We start from the raw sequence: 17,386 nt of genomic DNA, 5'->3' as shown, positions 1-17,386 counted from the left end.
CGCGCCCGCGCCCGCGCTCAGCCGTTCCGGCCCGCTCCGCCCCCGCCCCGACCTCGCTCAGCCGCCGCGCCGGTCCTCCGTGTCGAAGGCCGCCAGCGCCCGTGCCCCCGGCTCCAGGGCCTGGCGCAGTGCGGCCAGGACGGAAGCCTCCAAGCCGCCCAGCGCCTCGGCGAGTTCCTCCGCCACGTCCTGGGCGATCTCGGCCGCCACCGTCTCCGCCGGGGTGCGGGGCCCGAGCTTGCTGACCGCCGCCGCGGCCCGGGCGGGGGTGAGCAGGGCCGAGGCCTGGACGAGGAGCCAGGCCGGGACTCCGGCCGAGCCCTCCGGCGGGGGGAGGTACGGGCGGGCGCCGTCGTAGCGGTCGTCCTCGGCGAAGGCCTGCTGCTTCACCTTGACGAGCGGGCGGGCCGTGACCGACTCGTGCCACTCGCCGGCCGGCTTGAGGACGTAGCCCTCCGCGAGGTTGTCCGGCAGCTCGGGCAGGCCGAACAGGGCCGGCACCCGGCTGGGGTAGCGCACCGGCAGGTCGTGCAGGGAGTTCAGGGGGCCGTGTCCGAGCAGGGGCACGCAGGTGAGCCCGGCGGCCCGGGCGGCGGTGCGCAGCGCGCGGTCGGCGGTCCACCAGCGGCCTTCGGGCGTCTCGACGGTGGCGTCGAACGGCAGCCAGCGCAGGACGGGGGCGTACCAGACGCCGGTCTGGACCGGGTCGACCCCGGGGACGGCGGGCACCTCGGGGTGCGGGTAGCGGCCGCCGGCCAGTTCGCCGTAGACGGTCACCACCGCCGAGGGGCCCCGGGTTCCGCGCAGCGCGGCGGCGAGCCTGGCCGCCGCGACGGACAGTCCCGGCCAGATCCGGCTGACCCCGAAGAAGCCGTCCAGCCCTTCGTCGTCCAGCAGTTCACGCCGTTTCGCGGCCCGTACCGCGCCGCCCTCGCAGACCACCGCGAAGTGCGCCCCGTGCACCTTCTCCGCCGCCGTCCACTCGCGGCTGCCGGGCCCGCCGGAGCGGCCGCGGGCGGGGATCTTGGGGTAGGGCCGCAGCTCGGACCCGTCGAATACCGTCTCGAATACCGCTTCGGACACCGTCTCGGACACGAACGGAATCCTCGCCGCCCGGCCCGCCGCCTGGCAACAGGGATTCCCGGCGGCGGGCCGGGGCGCGCCCCGCAGCGGGCGGAGGTCCAGCGGGCGGAGATTCAGCGGGCAGCGTCGGTGTCGGCGGCCGGCCGGGAGGCCCGGCGGGCCGGCGGCACCGAGGCGCGCAGCCGTCGGATCGTCCGCAGCACCTCGTCCCGGTGCTTGGCCGACTTCACCCAGGCGGGCAGCCGCGCCACCAGGGTCATGCCGGGGACGGCGCCGCGCTCCCGCAGTCCGGCCGCGACGTAGTCCTCCAGCAGGTCCAGGTGCGCGGGGTTGTACGCCCACAGCCGCCGGCCGCCGCAGCACTCGGCGTCCAGCCAGAGCGGCAGCTCGAAGTACGGGTCGACCGGCCCGCCGAACGTCCGCGGGGCCGGGAACCCGTCCACGGCGTACCCGCAGCCGCAGCGCAGCAGCCGACGGGTGTGCTCCCGGCCGCCGGTCCACCGGTGCTCGCACCGGTCGCCCAGCCGCGCGAGGACGAGGGCGCGGCCCCCGCACCGCGGACAGCGGACGAGCACCTCGTCGGCGAACTCGTGCAGCCTGACCCCGGGGTCGGTGAAACGGCGCTCCATCGTGCCCTCCATCGTGCCCCCGTCCTGCCTTCCCGCCGCCGACGGTCCTGAGCGCCGATCATCTCATCGGTGCGCCGGCACCCCCGTGGGGTCGGCAGCGCGGCACCGGCCGGCGGCACCGCACCGGTCAGCAGCGCGCCCAGAGCCCGGCCAGGTGCGCGTGCAGGACCTCCTCGGCCTCCGCCGGGCTGCGGTGCCCGACCAGCACGTGCGCGGTGAGCCCGTCCGCGAGGGCGAGCAGCGTACGGGCCTCGGTCCGCGCCACCACCGGCCCGCCCGCGGCCTCCCCGCCGATCACCGAGCCGCCGACGACCTCCCCGCCGGCGGCCTCCGTGACCAGCCGCACCATCAGCTCCTCCAGCGCCGCGTAGCTGCTCCGCAGGGTCGCCGCCAGCGCCGGGTTGACGGCGGCCCCGGCGACGAAGGCGAGCCAGATCCTGGCCTCGGCCCGGTGTTCCTCGCGCAGCAGCGCCATCTCGCCCGCCACCAGCCCGAGTTGGCCGGCCGCCGACTGCGCGGGGCCGGCCAGCAGCCGGTTTCGCACCCGCTCGGTGACCCGCTCGCCGACGTGCCCGAGGGCGAACAGGAGCATCTCCTCCTTGGTGCGGAAGCAGCGCTGGACGGCCCCCATCGAGACCTCCGCCCGGGCGGCGACGTCCCGCAGGGTGACGCCCTCCAGCCCGTGTTCGTCCACCAGCAGGCAGACGGCCTCGGCGATCCACCGGCGCCGGCCCTCGTGGTCCACCTGCTTGGGCATCTGCGGCCTCCTCGGTACGCCCCCCGATATTCCGATGCAAGCGTATCGGATTCCGGGCTATCGTTCGTTTTCCGATGCGACCGCATCGGAAACGAGCCGAGGAGACCCTCATGCCCCTGTGGAGCAGGCCCGCCACCGAACTCGCCGCCGCCGTGCGCACCGGCGAGGTGTCGGCCCTGGACGTGATGGACAGCCACCTGGCCCGGATCGCCGAGGTCAACCCCCACCTGAACGCCGTCACCCGGCTCCTCGCCGACCGCGCCCGCGCGGCCGCCCTGGACACCGACCGCCGCCGGGCCGCGGGCGAGCCGCTGGGCCCGCTCGCGGGCGTGCCGTTCACCGTCAAGGAGTGCACCCCGATCGCCGGCGTGCCCACCACCTTCGGCACCCCGCGCTTCCGCGACCACGTCGCCACCGACGACGCCGTCCCGGTGGCCCGGCTGCGCGCGGCCGGGGCGATCCCAGTCGGCCACAGCAACCTGCCGACGCTGATCCTCGCCGGGATGCACACCCGCAGCGAGCTGTACGGCGACACCCGCAACCCCTGGAACGCGCAGCGCACCCCCGGCGGCAGCAGCGGCGGGGACGGCGTCGCGGTCGCCGCCGGGATGGCCCCGCTCGGGCTCGGCAACGACTCCGGCGGCTCGGTCCGCATCCCCGCCTCCTTCTGCGGGGTCGCCGCCCTCAGTCCGACCACCGGCCGCTTCCCCGCCGACCAGCGCCTGATCGGCCCGGACGACCCGGGCCCGGCCTCCCAGGTCCTGGTCACCGACGGCCCGTTGGCCCGTACGGTCGCCGACCTGCGGCTCGCCTACGAGATCCTGGCGGGCACCGACCCGCGCGACCCGCGCGCGGTGCCCGTCCCGCTGTACGGCGAGCCGCCCACCGCCCCGGTCAGGGTGGCCGTCGTCGCCGACCCGGGCGGCCGCGGCGTCCACCCGACCGTCCGCCACGCCGTCGAGACGGCCGCCGAGGCACTGCGCGACGCCGGGTACGACGTCCGGGAGGTCCCCGACGTCCCGCGCATGGAGGAGGCCCTCGACACCTACTACCGCCTCACCAACACCGAGTTCGCGCCGAGCTGGCCCGCCGTCCGGCAGCTGCTGGGCGAGGGCGGCGACCGCTTCATCGAGCTGACGATGCGCATCGCCCCGCCCGCGGACGCCGCCGGACTGATCCGGCTGATGAGCGCCTGGATGGGCATCCGCCGCTCGTGGGCGGAGTTCCTGGAGGCCTACCCGCTGCTGCTGGGGCCGGTGTTCACCGAGCCGCCGGTCGAACCCGGCCTGGAGTCCAGGGACCAGGCGGGCCGGGACCGGGTCGCCGGCGCCATGCGGCTCTGTTCGGTGACCAGTTTCGTGGGCGTCCCGGCCGTCGCCGTGCCCACCGGCCTCGACGCGGGCGGCCTGCCCACCGGCGTCCAGCTCGTCGGCCGGGCGTTCCGGGAGGATCTGTGCCTGGCCGCCGCCCAGGCCGTCGAGGACCGCCTCGGCACCCTCACCCCGGTCGACCCGCGGCCGTAGGCCCTACGTGCCCGGCAGCCCCGGCACCACCAGCCCGCTCTCGTAGGCGATCACCACCGCATGGGTCCGGTTCTGCGCGCCGAGCTTGTTCAGCACGTTCCCGACGTGCGTCTTGACGGTCTCCTGGCTCACCGCGAGCGCCTGCGCGATCTCCGGGTTGGACAGCCCGGTGGCCATCAGCCGCAGCACCCCCTCCTCCCGCCCGGTCAGCGCCGCCCGGGGCAGCGCCTCGGCGGAGTCCAGCGGCCGGGCCGCGACCATCCGGCGCAGCGCGGCGGGGAACAGCACCGCCTCCCCGGCCGCCGCCACCCGCACCGCCTCGGCGATCTGCGGGACGGGCCGCCGCTTCAGGACGAAGCCGCTGGCGCCGGCGCTCAGCGCGGCGGTGACGTAGCCGTCGTTCTCGAAGGTGGTGATCACCACGACCTTGGGCGGGTCGGCGTCCCGCTCCAGCAGTTCGCGGGTCGCCTCGATCCCGTTGCGGCGCGGCATCCGCACGTCCATCAGCACCACGTCCGGCCGCAGCAGGCGGGCCTGCTCGACGGCCTCGACGCCGTCGGCGGCCCGCCCGACCACCGTGATGCCCGGCTGGGCACCCAGCAGGGTGCCCAGCCCGCTGCGGGTGACCGGGTCGTCGTCGGCGATCAGGAGGGTGACCTCGGGCGGCGCGCCCCCGTCGGGGCCGGGACCGGGGCCCGCGTCGGGACCGGGGCCGCTCACGCCGACCACCGCATCGGCAGCCGGACGGCCAGCCGCCACTGCCCCTCGCCGTACGGGCCGGCCTCGAACTCGCCGTGCAGCAGCCGCACCCGCTCGGCCAGGCCGGGCAGCCCGTGGCCGGAGGTCGGGAACCCACTCGACCCCGGCCCGGCCCCGCCGCCCGCCACGCTGTTGACCACGCTCAGCTCCAGCGCCTCCGGCCCCGCCGCCACCCACAGCCCGATCGGCCCGCCCCCGCCGTGCCGCAGCGCGTTGGTCAGGCCCTCCTGGACGATCCGGTAGGCGGCCCGGGAGAGCGTGCCCTGCACCTGCGCCAGGTCCCCGGTGGTCCGCGGCTCCACGACCGCGCCCGCGTGCCGCAGCCGGTCGACCAGCTCGGGCAGGTCGGTGAGGGTGCGGGTCGGCGCGGTGCCCGACTGCTCCTCGCGCAGCGCGCCGAGCACGTAGTCGAGGTCCTCCAGCGCGGCCCGGGTGGACTCCTCGATGCTGCGCATGGCGGCCCGGGCCGCCGCCGGATCGTCGGCCAGCACCTCGCCGGCGACGGCCGCCTGGATGGTGGCGGCGGTCAGGGTGTGCCCGATCGAGTCGTGCAACTCGTGGGCCAGCCGGTTGCGTTCGGCCAGCAGCCGCTCCCGCTCGGCGGCCATCGCGAGCCGCTCGGCCGGGGAGGGCCCGAGCAGCCGGGGCGCCAGCCACCGCAGCGCCCCCGACACCCCCGCGAACAGCACCGCCGCCAGCACCAGGCTGAGCGCCGCCACCACCCAGGCCCAGACGCCCGTCACCTCCGTGCCCCAGCCGAAGAGGCTGATCCGCGCCTCACCGGCCGCCCAGCGTCCCGGCAGTAGTGCCACTCCCATCACCAGCAGCGTGCTGCCGCCGATCAGCACCGTCCAGCCCAGCGCCACGTGCGCCACCACGAACACCGGTGTCCGCCACCGCTCCGTCGCGGCCCCCTTCACCGGGTCGGGCACCGCGACGCCCAGCAGCCGCCGTGCCCCCGTCACCAGCACCCGGCGCACCACCCGCGGCAGCCCGGCCACCGCGAGCAGCAGCGCCCACAGCGGCAGCGCCACCCAGACCGCGTCCGGCCGGCCCGACACTCCCAGCGTCATCCCGAGCGCCACCATCGCCACCGGCAGTGCCGCCAGCGCCCCGAGCGCCGCGAACAGCACACCCGTGTACGTCGAGCCGCGCAACAGCGGCCGCAGTCCCTTGATCATGTCCGTCAGTATCACCGGCCTTCCGACCAGCGGTCCTCCCCCGATCGAGGGAGGACCGCCGACGGCGCCCACCCCTCCGGAGGGCCACCGACGGGCCCCGCTGGAGGCACGTCGCGGGCCGCCTCGAACTCGGCCGGATCGCGACCACTCGTTCGCATGAATCCGGGTGGAAGCCATCGCCGGGGCCGCCGGGATTCCAGACCATCGGCATTGATGACGACCAATCAAAAACTCTTCCGGCAAGGCCTGTTGGCGACCACGTCGACCGTCACGGTGCTGGCCACGACGACCGCGCAGGCCACCCAGGCCGCCCAGGCCGCGCCCGGCCGGCGGGACGAAGGACCGCACCGCTACAAGGTGTCCGTCCGGGCGGCGCACGGGGCCTGGACACTACCCTCCGGCCTGACCTCCTTCACCGTGTACGCCCGGGGCTCCGGCGGCACCGGAGGCCCGGCGTCCGCGGCCCGGTAGCGAAGCCCGCGCACCGGGGAGCACCGGACGGCACCCACCCACTCCCCCTCGGCGCGGCCCGGTCACCGCGGCGGCTTCACCCCGGCTGCTTCACTGCGGTGGCTTCACTGCGGTGGCTTCACCGCACCGGCGAGGGCGTCGCGCAGCACGGTGCGGGAGTGCTGTCGGCCGTGGGTCTGCTCCGCCCGAACGACCTTGCGACGTGATCACCCGATCGGCCATTTCCGCAGGTCGGCGCGGTGTTTCTGACTGGTCGTTGGGTCTGTTCGGATGGCGGTGGCGCTTGCGGGGGGTGGTGGCCCGTGGCTGTCTGGTTCAGGCGGCACCGACCGAGCGCCGCCGCTCCTGACCTCACACTCCACGGAGGAGACTCTCATGCGTGCTCTCAAGCGTGTCCTGGCCGTCGGCGCCCTTACCGTCCCGCTCGTGATCGGCTGCGCCGGCCTGGCCTCGGCTACCGAGGGCCTGGACGCGTCCTTCGGCCAGGGCTTCTTCGTCGCCAACCAGAACGGCGCCGGCGCGGCGGCCGTCGAGTCCTCCGTCAGCCCCGAGGGTGTCTCGCACGCCGACTTCTTCGTCTGGGCCGACGACTCCGGCGTCGTCGGTGGGTTCACCGGCTCGGGCGCCACCTGGCACAACGAGTGACGGACCCCGCACCACCGGCGGCCTGAGGCCCCGGAGCGGGGCCGCCGCCATCCGGTTCCCGGGATGACGAAACGGCCGGTCGACCACAAGGTCGACCGGCCGTTTTCCTGAAGACACCCGCGGGTCGCGGGGAAGGGCAGCACATGACGCGGGAACGCAGGCCTTCGGCGCTGGCGCGGCAGGCGTGGACGGCGAACCGGCCGCTGGCCGGTACGGCCGTGCTGATGGGCGTCATGCTCGCCATCGCCCTGGTGGGCCTGGTCGCCGACTCCCGGTCGATCACCGGGCAGCCCGCCTGGGCGAAACCGGCCCGCTTCGCGCTCTCGATCAGCATCTACACGCTCACCCTGCTGTGGCTGCTCACCTTCGTCCGCGGCCACGATCGTTTCGTCCGGCTCGTCTCCCGGGTGACCGCCGTCTCCCTGACCGTCGAGATGGCCCTGATCGCCGCCGCGGCGGCGGCCGGAACCACCAGTCACTTCAACTTCGGTACGGCGACGGCGACGGCGGTGTGGATGACGATGGCCGCCTTCATCGTCGCCACCTGGACGATGGCCCTGGCGACCGTCGTCCTGGTGCTGCGCCAGCGGCTGCAACCACCGGTGTTCGCCTGGGGGCTCCGCCTGGGCCTGGCGGTGTGTGCCCTGGGCATGGCCGTCGCGTTCCTGATGACGACGCCCACCCCCCGGCAGCGCGCCGCCGCCGCGCAGGGCCACGGTCTGCCGGTCATCGGCGCGCACACCGTCGGGCTCGCCGACGGCGGTACGGGGCTTCCGGTCACCGACTGGAGCACGCTCGGCGGCGATCTGCGGGTGCCCCACTTCGTCGGGCTCCACGCGTTCCAGGTGCTGCCGCTGGTCGGCTTCCTGCTCGTCACCAGGCCGCGCGGGCTGTCCGAGCGCCACCGGGTCGCCCTGGTGTGGACCGCCGCACTGGCCTACCTGGGCCTGGTGCTCCTGCTGACCTGGCAGGCGCTGCGCTCCCAGCCGGTCACCGCCGCCGACGTGGTCACCGTGGCCTCGGTGCTCGCCCTCGCGGCCGCCGCCGGAACGGCCGTCCTCGCGGTCCTCCGCCACGCCCGCCGCACGGAGCGCGGCTGAGGACCGCTCACCCCTCTCCGGCAGGCCGGGCGGACTGGACGGGGTAGGGGAAACGGGCGGTACCGCGGCCCGGTTCGAGGACGACGTGGAGGCCTCCGTAGGCGGGCGACTCGTAGAAGCACCAGGTGACGTGGCTGTGGTTGGCCGCGCTCTCGATCGGCGGCTCGATCAGGAGCCGCGGCAGCCTGATGTGCGCGAGCAGACCCCGGAAGTCCTGTTCGGTGAACGCGCACACCGAGTGGCCCCCGGGCCGGCCGAGCTGCCTGGGCACGGCGGGTGCGCGGGCTCCGGGGATCACGGCCGCACCCGCGATCGCCGCCGCGGTCATGGAGACCGCTGTCCGCCTCGGCACGGACCACTTCACGCGGGCCCCCCTTCCGGTTCCTCGGCGAGGAGCGGCCTCGCCGTTCGGGAGGGGGATCCCACCGCCGGGGGGAGGGATAAACGGCGACGGGGAAAGTCGTAAGTACACACACCGGGGCGCACCACCACCGGTGTCCCGAACGACAGGACGGCCGGGTGGCCGGGTCCGCGCCGTCTCGGGCCCCGCCGCGAGCGGATCGGCGGGATGGCGTCGGCCGCGTGGTCGTCGATACGGCCGACCCGTCGGGATGTGGCCTTGTTCGGCCGGAACGTGAGGGCCCTCTTGTCGGCCGGGGCGCGTGGTCGACATGATCACGGACGGCCTACTCGCCGCCACCCGAGGACACCGACATGAACCCGTTCCGCGCTCTCGCCCTGCCCGCCGCCGCGCTGCTGATCGGCGCCGGCACCGTGCTCGCCGCCGCTCCGGCCGCGACCGCCGCCGATTCGATCATCTGCCCGCCCGAGAACAGCGGCGGTATCGAGACCTTCACCGCCCACGCCGGCCTCGTCACACTCGGCCCCCTCCGCGCGACGGCCACGGTCCGCGCCGCCGACCCGGCCCCCGACGCCACCTCCACCCTCACCGCCACCGCCACCGCCACCGCCACCTGCACCGCCGTGACCAGCCTGCTCATCACCTGCTGAACCGCCGCCCTGAGCGCGAGCACGCCCGCGAACGGGGCGAACGACAAAACGGCCGGTCGATCCGAAGATCGACCGGCCGTTCGCTGTGCGCGAGGGGGGAGTTGAACCCCCACGCCCTTTCGGGCACTGGAACCTGAATCCAGCGCGTCTGCCTATTCCGCCACCCGCGCATCTGGGTGATGGGTTAAGCATAGACCATCTGGAGGGGTGGTTCCGACCACCTCCCGGCGACGGCCGGAGGCCCCTCTCCCGGGAACGGCCCTGGTCACCCCGGAGGCGCCGCCGGCACCGGGAGCGCTACGCCGGGAGGTCTCCCGTGCGGACGGCCGTGACGAAGGCTTCCCACGCGGCGGCCGGGAAAACGAGGGCCGGGCCCAGTGGATCCTTGGAGTCACGCACCGGGACGAGGCCGGGGAAACCGGGGGCTACCTCGATGCAGTCCCCGCCGTCATCCCCGCTGTAGCTGCTCTTCCGCCAGGTGGCTGCGGCGAGCTTGACGCAGCAGCCGCCGTCGTTTCCGCTGTAGCTGCTCTTGCGCCAGATCAACACAGCCAACCCCTCTGGGAGTTCTAGGCCGGGAGGTCGCCCTCACGGACGGCCGCGACGAAGGATTCCCACGCGGCGGCCGGGAAAACGAGGGCCGGGCCCAGCGGATCCTTGGAGTCACGCACCGGAACGAGGCCGGGGAAACCGGGGGCTACCTCGATGCAGTCGCCGCCGTTGTTGCCGCTGTAGCTGCTCTTCCGCCAAGCGACTACGGCGTGCTCGTTGCTCATCATCTGTGTAACCCTCCAGGGCATCGACAATCAGCCGACGCGATTCGCTCTCTGACAGGCATTCACCACGGAGCCGATCGAAGCGATGGTGATGCTTGGCCACACTGACGGAATCATCACTGAGATGACCTCGCTCAAGGCTCTCCGAGTAGACCAAACGCTGCCCATCCGGCAGCTCCAGCAACACCATAGCCGTGTTGATGAAGGCCTGCCGACTTGAGAACAGGGCCACCTGAACAACGACGTTCGGGAGCCGAGACACCCGCAGCAGGTGCTCCATCTGGCTCCTCATCACACCGGGTCCGCCAATGACCGTGCGGATGGCACTCTCGTCGAGAATGACCACCAACAACGGCCCATCGGACGCCAGAAATCGAGTCTGCCGACTGAGTCGAGCCCTGGTCAGCTCCTCGATCTCCTCCGGCTTGCCGGCCGCATCGCCAGTGGCGAAGAGCGCTCGCGCGTACTGCTGGCACTGCAAAAGGCCGTGCACCACGCCGTCCTGGTATACCCGAACCCCAATGGAGATGGCCTCCAGGTCAACGTGATCCCGGAACCAATCCGGGTGCTCGATCGAGGCGTTCCAGTCCACCCGGCCGTACAACCGCCTCAGCAGGCCACCCGCATTCAGGATCCCTTCGAGCTCCTCGACCTCCAAGACCGACGGCTTCCGCCGCCCGGTCTCCATCCGCGAGATCACCGTGCGGTCGAGGTGCATCAGCTTGCCCAGGTCTTCCTGGGTGTAGCCCGCCGACTCCCGCGCGTAGCGGAGCTCTTCGCCGAACATGATCGCGGAGCTGGCCGTCGGTCCCCGCTTGATCTTCCGCTGTGTCATTGATGCTCCCACTCGTGCGCCACGTGCCCAACACGTGGATCTGGGCGTCACCGTACCTCCGCAGGCCGATCATTGTTACCGGAACGCAGTCACCCGCATGCACAGAGTGAACTGCGCGCCCCATTCGCACGCCCCCTCCGCCCCCTGAGGTGCACCCCCATGCCCACTGCCCGTCGCCCCCGTATGTTCGTCGCGCGCCTCGACTCCGAGACCGAATCCACGCCCCTGGCGCGGTACTTGCTGCGGGCCTACCTCTCCGGTCTCCCCGCCGGCGACCGCTACGCCGACACCGCCGAACTCCTCCTCGGCGAGTTGTTCGCCAACGCCGTCCAGCACTCCGACGCCCCCGACGACCGCCACATCGAGATCCGCTTCACCCTCACCCCCGACCGCCTCCTGCGCCTCGAAGTCCACGACGCCGGCGCCGGCCACCCCACCCTCCACATCGCCGCCCCGGACGACGAGCGCGGCCGCGGACTGTTCCTCGTCAACGAACTCGCCCACCGCTGGGGCTGCGAGACCCGTCCCGGCGGCATCGGCAAGTTCGCCTGGGCCCTGTGCGCCCCCACCCTCGTCACCATCTGAGAGCCCCCATTGAACCTCGCCACCCTCGCCCGCCACGCCATGTCCCGCGGCACCACCCCGGCCGCCACCTACGCGCTCCTCGCCAAGCGCTCCGGCAAGCCCCTGCCCTCGGCCCGAGCGGTCTGCCTCGCCCTGGCCATCCCGCTCGCCGAGACCACCCGCCGCCTCGCCGAGTGCCACGACGCCCTGCTCGCCGACCCCCGCCCGAACTCCGAAGCCGACACCGGCGAAGTCCTCGAAGCCCTCGGCGTCTTCGACATCCCCAAGAGTCTCACGGACACCGAACTCGCCGTCGTGGAACACTTCCTGACCGCCATCGACGCCATGGGCGGCATCCGCGCCGGCCACCAGCACGGCCTCCAGCGCTGGTTCACCACCGGCAACCTCACCACCGCCTACCTCTCCCTCGCCGCCGCCCGCCCCATGCCCCGCACCGGCAACCCCGCCCAGTACTGGACCACCCTCGTCACAGCCGGCGAACTCCTCACCACCACCCCCCGCCCCGACCGCCGCATCACCTACGCCCTCACCCACTGCCGCACCCAAGCCGCCCGGACCACCACCGGCGGCTGAGGCCCGACTGCCGCGTGACGCACGCGGGTTCCGCGGCCCTCCCGGCCCCGGCGGCCCGGACGCGTCACGCGGACCGGCCTGTTCGCACCCGCCCGCCGCAGCTGATCCCTCCTCGGTTCGGTCTTGTTCCGAAGATCGTTCTGCTGGAGGCTGAGGCCATGCAGAACCTGCCGACCTTCGTCTTCGTCCACGGGGCCTTCGCGAACTCGTTCTCGTTCGCGCCGCTACAGGCCGAACTCGCCCTGCTCGGGCACCGCTCCGTCGCGGTCGACCTTCCGGGGCACGGATTCGAGGCGACCTTCCCCGCGCCCTACCAGGCTCCCCAGAACCTCGAAGCGCTCGCCGCGGAGCCGGGGAGCATCAAGGGGGTCACGCTCGCCGACAACGCCGCCCGCGTGATCGAGGTCCTCGAACGGGCCAAGCGGAACGGGCCCACCGTCCTCGTCGCCCACAGCAGGGGCGGCATCACGGCCACCGCCGTCGCCAACGCCCGGCCCGAGCTGGTCGACCGGATCGTCTACGTCTCCGCCTGGTGCCCCGTCGATCTGGACGTGAGCGGCTACTACGCCCAGCCGGAGATGGCGACCGTCGACCCCGCCGCCTTCGCCGCCGCGCTCGCCGGGAACCCGGCCGAACTCGGCCTGCTCCGGGTCAACTTCCGCACCGCCGACCCGACGGCGCTCGCCGCGTTCCGGCAGGCGTTCGCCGCCGACCTCACCGATGACGAGTTCCGGACCTTCCTGAACACCTTCCAGCCCGACGAGAACCTCGACGCCGGCACGTCCGCGGACCGGGCGCGGGCCACGACCTGGGGCCGGATTCCCCGGACCTACGTGCGTCTGGCCGCCGACACCAGCATTCCGCCCGCCATGCAGGACCGCATGATCCGCGAGGCCGACGCGCTCACCCCCGACAACCCCTTCGACGTCCGGACCCTCGAAGGCGGCCACCTGCGCTGGCTCGTCCACCCGGCGCCGGCGGCCCGGGTCCTGGGGGAACTCGCCGCGCTCCTGCCCACCGGATCCTGACCGACGCCGGCCGAGCGGAAGGCGACCGGGCGGAAGGCGGCCGGGCGGAAGGCGGCCGGGCGGAGGACGGCCGAGCCACCACCGGCACCGGCCCGCGCCGTGGCGGCAGGCCCCGCCGCGCCCGCCGGCCGGCGCTCAGGGCGCGAGCAGGTGCCCGAAGGTCTCCCGGCCGACGCGCTCGGCCTCGGACCGGCCGACCGTACGGCCGGGGACGTCCGGGTGCCTGCTCGTCCAGGCCCCGGCGTTCGCCGCACCGGTGAAGAAGTTCAGCGCGTCACAGCAGGCCGCCGCCGCGGGACCGCCTCCGGGACGCTGCCCGACGAAGACCACGGCGTCCACCGGGTCCCAGCGCAGGACGCCGTCGGCCGAGGTGACCGTGACGGCGTCGCCGCTCACCGGGTCGATGGAGGAGATCACCGCGTCCTGGCCGAGCATCGCCGGGATGCCCAGGGCGTCGATGGCGCACATCGACCACACCTCCACCCCGCTGCCGAGGCGGACCCTGTGCCGGGTGGGGACGGCGGAGAAGGGACAGGCGGCGAGGCGGCAGGACAGGCTGGGCACCGCCCCGGGCGGCGGGAACGGGTCGGTGCCGTCGATCAGGATCGTCGGCGAACCGCACATCCCCAGCCGGGTGGCCTCGGCCTCGTCGGCCACCTCGACCAGCTCCGCTTCGGCTTTCCGGCCGTCCAGCGCGGCGGTGGCCAGCTCCAGCGCGGGCCTTTTCCGGAATCGGATCCGCCGTTTCTGTGCCGGACTGTCGGTCCGTCAACTCTCGGCCACGCGCCACTCATCGCTGTCTGATTAACCGTCATTGACACTTCCTTGACCATCACTTTACTGTCGTTTTGGCGGCGACGACCAGCGCCGCCGGAATACCGACACATCTCGGAGGTCCGAATGGAACAGCTCGTCAAGAAGATGATCCAGGAAGACGCGTGGAAGGGCTGGGTCGCCGCCAACTCCGGAGGCACCGCCAAGGACGGCTGCATCAGCGTGGCCAAGGACGGGTGCATCAGCATCGCGAAGTCCGGCTGTATCTCCTGACGCACCGCCCGGCACCCGGACCACCTGCCCGGCCCGGTCGTCCGGGCCGTCGGGCTCCGGCGGTCCGGGTGCCGGGCGCCGACTGGAGGACACAGTGAACGGTCAGCCGACCCCCGACGTGATCGACCGGATCAGGGACATCCCGCTCTACCGCACCGCGATCGAGCGGGGGCATTTCCCCATTCTGGAGAAACCCGAGATCGCCCGGGGATTTCCCGACAACTGGACGACACCGCGCCTCGCCGCGGCGCTCGCCACCGGTGAGGCGGAGTTCGTGCTCTCCACCGGCACGAACCACGCCCGCATGCAGATCATCCGGCCGCCCTACTTCCTGCTGAACTCCTACTACCGGCTGTGGAGCGAACACCCCGACATCGCCGCCACCTGGGCGGAGGGCTGTCCGAGGGTCTCGCTCACCACCGTGCTGGCCACCGAGCACGTCGCCCGCGTCAACGCCCGCAAACGCGGCGAGGAGCCGTCCGGCACCCCCTCCCCGGCCGACCGCCGGCTGGACGAGCGCACCTTCTACCTCAACCTGACCCTGGACCCAGGCCACTGGCAGCGCGCGGACGTCGAGCGCATGCTCACGGAGATCCGTGACGCGGCCCGGGCCCACCCCGGGGGCCGCTACCACCTGGACTGCTCCTCCTCCCACCTGGCGCACCTGGTGCGCAAGGCCGTGGCCTGGGGCCTGTGGGAGCACCTCCCCCGGCCGGCCAGCATCGTCCACGCCTACGAGCACACCCCGGCGAACGTGGCCCGGTACCTGCGCGAACACTTCGACTGCCCGATCGTCGACCTCTTCGGCAGCACCGAGCTGGGCTACCTCTACTCCAGCGACCGCGGCGGCGGCTACCGGCCGCACCTGGAGGACATGAGCGTCGAACTCGTCCCCGTCGCCCCGGGCAGCACCATCCACAGCCTCATCGTCACCAGCGTGCGCAACCCGTACATGCCGCTGGTCCGTTACCGCTCGGGGGACTGCGTGCGCACCGCGGACGGCGGCACCGACCCGGCCCGGATCACCCGCTTCTGCGGCCGCGAGAAGGAGTTGCTCCCCACTCCCCGCGGCCCCGTCGCCCAGGGCGACCTCGACGACGCCGTCAGCGCCGTCACCCCCCGCGTCTTCCTCCACCGCCTGCACCTCGGGGACGGGCACGAGGACGGAGCCGTCCTGCGCTGCACCACCTTCGACGGGGCCCCGCTCCGGGCGGCCGAGACCGACGCCCTGGCCCACGCGGTCCGCGAGCTCACCGGACGGCGCTGCCGCGTCGAGCACCACGCCCAGCTGCCGATCGGCCCCTCCGGCAAGTACCCGTGGCTCGCCGCGCCCCCGTCCTCGCCCGCCACCCCGACCGCCAACGCCACCGTCGCCCCGGCCCCGCCCTCGGGTCCGGCGGCCGGGACCACCCACGGAGACCCCCGATGACCGCCCAGCCCCGGCCCGGAACGCCGTCGCAGCCCGCGCCCCGCGTCCCGGCCGGACAGCTCAGGGCCCTGCTCGACGACGACCTCCACGCCGAGGTGGTGGCCCACACGGCCGCCCGCACCGCCACCACCCCCGCCGAGGCCGAACGCCAGGTCACCGAGTGCCTGCGCTACCTCTACCTCGTCTCGCGCCACCGCGAGGAGCTCGCCGGCCTCTTCCTCCCCGTCGAACAGCACATCGACGAGGTCTGGCACTACCTCATCCTCCAGACCCGCGAGTACCGCGCCCTCTGCGAGGAACGCCTGCCCGGCCGGTACTTCATCCACCACCGCGGCATCCCCTACGAGTCCTACCAGGAGCAGCCCGGCCGGGCGCGCGCCGCAGAGGAGGCACTGCGCTGGATCCCGCTCTACTGCCGCGAGTTCGGCCCCTTCGACGAGGGCGCCCTCGCCCACTGGACCATCGTCCGCTACCTCCACGAGCAGCTGGACATGCCGCTGGCGGAGATCTCGGCGCTGCGCCCCCTGGCGACCGGATGACACCTCCCGCCCGGGCCGCCACCGAGCCCCGCCGGACCCCCGAACCGCCCGAACCTCCCGAGCAGCGGCGGGTGCTGGCCGTCCTGGTCGTCTCCCAGCTGGTCAGCGGCGCCGGACTGACCGCCGGCATCGTGGTGGGAGCACTGCTGGCCGAGGACATGCTCGGCTCCAGGGGCCTCGCCGGCATCCCCACCGCCCTGTTCACCGGCGGATCGATGCTCGGCGCCCTGGCCATCGGCCGGCTGTGCCAGTCCAGGGGCCGCCGCCCCGGGCTCGGCCTCGGCTACGCCGCCGGCGCCCTGGGCAGCGTCGGGGTGGTCGCCGCGGTGGCCGCCGACCAGGTCGCGCTGCTCCTGCCCTCCCTCCTGGTCTACGGCGCCGGCACCGCCACCAACCTGCTCGCCCGCTACGCCGGCGCCGACCTCGCGTCCCCCCGGCGGCGGGCCCGCGCCCTGAGCCGGGTCCTGCTCGCCGCCACGCTCGGGGCGGTCGCCGGGCCCAACCTGGTGCCCCTCACCGGCCGGCTCGCCCAGGCCTGGGGCATCCCCCCGCTGGCCGGGCCGTTCCTGCTCGCCGCCCTCGGCTACACGGTGGCGGCCGTCGTCCTCACCACCGCCCTGCGTCCCGATCCCCTCCGCCTGGCACGCACCCGGGCTCCCGGGGCCGCGCCGGACGATGTCCCTGGCGACGTCCCTGGCCATGTCCCTGGCGATGTCCCGGACGACGTCCCTGGCGACGTCCCGATCGCGGACGCCCCGGCCGGGCAGCCGGGCCGCGGGCCCGGGGTGGCGACCGGTCTGTGGATCATGCTGCTCGCCCAGCTGCCCAAGGTCGCCATCATGACGATGACGCCCGTGCACCTGGCCGCCAACGGCCACGGCACGGGCACGATCGGCCTCGTCGTCTCCCTCCACATCGCCGCGATGTTCCTCCCGTCCCCGCTCAGCGGCCTGCTGGTCGACCGCTGGGGAGCTCTGCCGGTCGCCGCGGCCTGCGGCGCCCTCCTCTCCGCGGCCGCCCTCCTCGCCGCCCTCGCACCGGCGGACTCGGTCCCGGTCCTGGCCGTGGCCCTGACCCTGGCGGGCGCCGGCTGGAACCTCGGCCTGGTCAGCGGGACGGCCGTCGTCACCGCCGCGGCGCCGTCCGCCCGCGGGGCCTCCACCCAGGGCCTGGCCGACGTCGGCCTCGCCGTCGCCGGCAGCACCGGCGGCCTGCTCTCCGCCCCGCTCGCCGCGGCGGGCGGCTACGGCACCCTGGCCCTCGCCTGCGCCCTGACGGCCGCGCTCGTCACCCCCCTGGCCCTCCACGCCGCCCGCACCCACCGCCGGCCCGGCTGCCCCCGCGCCGGCTGACCCCGCACCGTCCGGCCCCGCGCCGCCGGGCCCCGCACCGGAAGTCGGACCCGCCGACTTCTC

General features: G+C 74.1%; 21 protein-coding genes, 1 tRNA gene and 1 pseudogene. 12 read left to right on the top strand and 11 right to left on the bottom strand.

All coding sequences use genetic code 11. The features are described 5' to 3' along the window. Positions 1-57: 57 nt before the first annotated feature. The 3 genes from ACZ7C5_RS29220 to ACZ7C5_RS29210 form a co-directional block, all read right to left on the bottom strand. Positions 58-1,095, bottom strand: coding sequence for an RNA ligase family protein (locus tag ACZ7C5_RS29220; RefSeq protein ID WP_401089836.1), 1,038 nt, complete (start codon positions 1,093-1,095; stop codon positions 58-60). A 101-nt stretch (positions 1,096-1,196) separates the two neighbouring features. After that, positions 1,197-1,712, bottom strand: a complete 516-nt coding sequence (locus ACZ7C5_RS29215; RefSeq protein WP_470323777.1) for a hypothetical protein — start codon at positions 1,710-1,712, stop codon at positions 1,197-1,199. 127 nt (positions 1,713-1,839) lie between these two features. After that, positions 1,840-2,469, bottom strand: coding sequence for a TetR/AcrR family transcriptional regulator (locus ACZ7C5_RS29210; RefSeq protein WP_401089832.1), 630 nt, complete (start codon positions 2,467-2,469; stop codon positions 1,840-1,842). A gap of 110 nt (positions 2,470-2,579) precedes the next feature. Here ACZ7C5_RS29210 and ACZ7C5_RS29205 point away from each other — a divergent pair, with 110 nt between their 5' ends. Further along, positions 2,580-3,992, top strand: a complete 1,413-nt coding sequence (locus ACZ7C5_RS29205) for an amidase (RefSeq protein WP_401089830.1) — start codon at positions 2,580-2,582, stop codon at positions 3,990-3,992. Between the two features lie 3 nt (positions 3,993-3,995). Here ACZ7C5_RS29205 and ACZ7C5_RS29200 read toward each other — a convergent pair whose 3' ends face one another. Beyond that, positions 3,996-4,712, bottom strand: coding sequence for a response regulator transcription factor (locus ACZ7C5_RS29200; protein ID WP_401089829.1), 717 nt, complete (start codon positions 4,710-4,712; stop codon positions 3,996-3,998). Next, on the bottom strand, positions 4,709-5,932 hold the full coding sequence (locus ACZ7C5_RS29195) for a sensor histidine kinase (protein WP_470323776.1): 1,224 nt from the start codon (positions 5,930-5,932) through the stop codon (positions 4,709-4,711). Before ACZ7C5_RS29195 ends, ACZ7C5_RS29200 begins: the two co-directional genes overlap by 4 nt. A gap of 213 nt (positions 5,933-6,145) precedes the next feature. On the opposite strand from ACZ7C5_RS29195, the gene ACZ7C5_RS29190 reads away from it, so the two are divergent. From ACZ7C5_RS29190 to ACZ7C5_RS29180, 3 genes are all read left to right on the top strand, one after another. Then, entirely contained in the window at positions 6,146-6,403 is a 258-nt protein-coding gene (locus ACZ7C5_RS29190; protein ID WP_401089825.1) for a hypothetical protein, read from the top strand. Between the two features lie 375 nt (positions 6,404-6,778). Next, positions 6,779-7,048 carry a hypothetical protein gene (locus ACZ7C5_RS29185; RefSeq protein ID WP_401089823.1) on the top strand — a complete coding sequence of 90 codons (270 nt, stop codon included), beginning with the start codon at positions 6,779-6,781 and terminating at the stop codon, positions 7,046-7,048. 143 nt (positions 7,049-7,191) lie between these two features. Beyond that, positions 7,192-8,148 (top strand): hypothetical protein, encoded by a 957-nt coding sequence (locus ACZ7C5_RS29180; RefSeq protein ID WP_470323775.1) that lies wholly within the window; start codon positions 7,192-7,194, stop codon positions 8,146-8,148. A 7-nt stretch (positions 8,149-8,155) separates the two neighbouring features. Here ACZ7C5_RS29180 and ACZ7C5_RS29175 read toward each other — a convergent pair whose 3' ends face one another. Further along, the gene (locus tag ACZ7C5_RS29175) at positions 8,156-8,500 is read right to left on the bottom strand and encodes a peptidase inhibitor family I36 protein (RefSeq protein ID WP_470323774.1); all 345 of its coding nucleotides are present in this window, start codon (positions 8,498-8,500) and stop codon (positions 8,156-8,158) included. A gap of 362 nt (positions 8,501-8,862) precedes the next feature. Here ACZ7C5_RS29175 and ACZ7C5_RS29170 point away from each other — a divergent pair, with 362 nt between their 5' ends. After that, positions 8,863-9,159 (top strand): hypothetical protein, encoded by a 297-nt coding sequence (locus tag ACZ7C5_RS29170; RefSeq protein WP_470323773.1) that lies wholly within the window; start codon positions 8,863-8,865, stop codon positions 9,157-9,159. A gap of 86 nt (positions 9,160-9,245) precedes the next feature. On the opposite strand, the gene ACZ7C5_RS29165 is transcribed toward ACZ7C5_RS29170, so the two are convergent. The 4 genes and pseudogenes from ACZ7C5_RS29165 to ACZ7C5_RS29150 all read right to left on the bottom strand — a co-directional run. Continuing rightward, a tRNA-Leu gene (locus ACZ7C5_RS29165) sits at positions 9,246-9,329 on the bottom strand. A gap of 127 nt (positions 9,330-9,456) precedes the next feature. Next, a complete protein-coding gene (locus tag ACZ7C5_RS29160) occupies positions 9,457-9,714 on the bottom strand; it encodes a DUF397 domain-containing protein (RefSeq protein WP_470323772.1) in 258 nt (85 codons plus the stop codon). A 14-nt stretch (positions 9,715-9,728) separates the two neighbouring features. Next, positions 9,729-9,959, bottom strand: a complete 231-nt coding sequence (locus ACZ7C5_RS29155; protein WP_401089813.1) for a DUF397 domain-containing protein — start codon at positions 9,957-9,959, stop codon at positions 9,729-9,731. 16 nt (positions 9,960-9,975) lie between these two features. Beyond that, positions 9,976-10,722: pseudogene (locus ACZ7C5_RS29150) on the bottom strand (helix-turn-helix domain-containing protein); the annotation flags it as partial. Positions 10,723-10,929: 207 nt separating this feature from the next. On the opposite strand from ACZ7C5_RS29150, the gene ACZ7C5_RS29145 reads away from it, so the two are divergent. From ACZ7C5_RS29145 to ACZ7C5_RS29135, 3 genes are all read left to right on the top strand, one after another. Next, on the top strand, positions 10,930-11,355 hold the full coding sequence (locus ACZ7C5_RS29145) for an ATP-binding protein (protein WP_470323771.1): 426 nt from the start codon (positions 10,930-10,932) through the stop codon (positions 11,353-11,355). A gap of 9 nt (positions 11,356-11,364) precedes the next feature. Continuing rightward, a complete protein-coding gene (locus tag ACZ7C5_RS29140; RefSeq protein WP_401089810.1) occupies positions 11,365-11,928 on the top strand; it encodes a hypothetical protein in 564 nt (187 codons plus the stop codon). Positions 11,929-12,086: 158 nt separating this feature from the next. Continuing rightward, entirely contained in the window at positions 12,087-12,956 is an 870-nt protein-coding gene (locus ACZ7C5_RS29135) for an alpha/beta hydrolase (RefSeq protein WP_401089808.1), read from the top strand. A gap of 135 nt (positions 12,957-13,091) precedes the next feature. On the opposite strand, the gene ACZ7C5_RS29130 is transcribed toward ACZ7C5_RS29135, so the two are convergent. Next, positions 13,092-13,613: an alkylmercury lyase family protein gene (locus ACZ7C5_RS29130; RefSeq protein ID WP_470323770.1), complete on the bottom strand. Its 522-nt coding sequence runs from the start codon at positions 13,611-13,613 to the stop codon at positions 13,092-13,094. A gap of 243 nt (positions 13,614-13,856) precedes the next feature. Between ACZ7C5_RS29130 and ACZ7C5_RS29125 the strand changes: the two genes are divergently transcribed. The 4 genes from ACZ7C5_RS29125 to ACZ7C5_RS29110 all read left to right on the top strand — a co-directional run bounded on the left by ACZ7C5_RS29125 (position 13,857) and on the right by ACZ7C5_RS29110 (position 17,323). Continuing rightward, complete coding sequence (locus ACZ7C5_RS29125; RefSeq protein WP_401089804.1) at positions 13,857-14,003, top strand: hypothetical protein; 147 nt, start codon at positions 13,857-13,859, stop codon at positions 14,001-14,003. Positions 14,004-14,097: 94 nt separating this feature from the next. After that, entirely contained in the window at positions 14,098-15,432 is a 1,335-nt protein-coding gene (locus ACZ7C5_RS29120) for a phenylacetate--CoA ligase family protein (RefSeq protein ID WP_470323769.1), read from the top strand. Then, positions 15,429-15,971 carry a glycine-rich domain-containing protein gene (locus tag ACZ7C5_RS29115; protein WP_401089800.1) on the top strand — a complete coding sequence of 181 codons (543 nt, stop codon included), beginning with the start codon at positions 15,429-15,431 and terminating at the stop codon, positions 15,969-15,971. The genes ACZ7C5_RS29120 and ACZ7C5_RS29115 overlap by 4 nt, the downstream gene beginning before the upstream one ends. Further along, entirely contained in the window at positions 15,968-17,323 is a 1,356-nt protein-coding gene (locus ACZ7C5_RS29110) for an MFS transporter (RefSeq protein ID WP_401089798.1), read from the top strand. The genes ACZ7C5_RS29115 and ACZ7C5_RS29110 overlap by 4 nt, the downstream gene beginning before the upstream one ends. The last annotated feature ends 63 nt before the right edge of the window (positions 17,324-17,386 follow it).

This window comes from Kitasatospora sp. NPDC036993 (assembly GCF_055607525.1).
The sequence above is the reverse complement of the archived record's forward strand: the minus strand, read 5'-3'. Positions and strand labels throughout refer to the sequence as shown.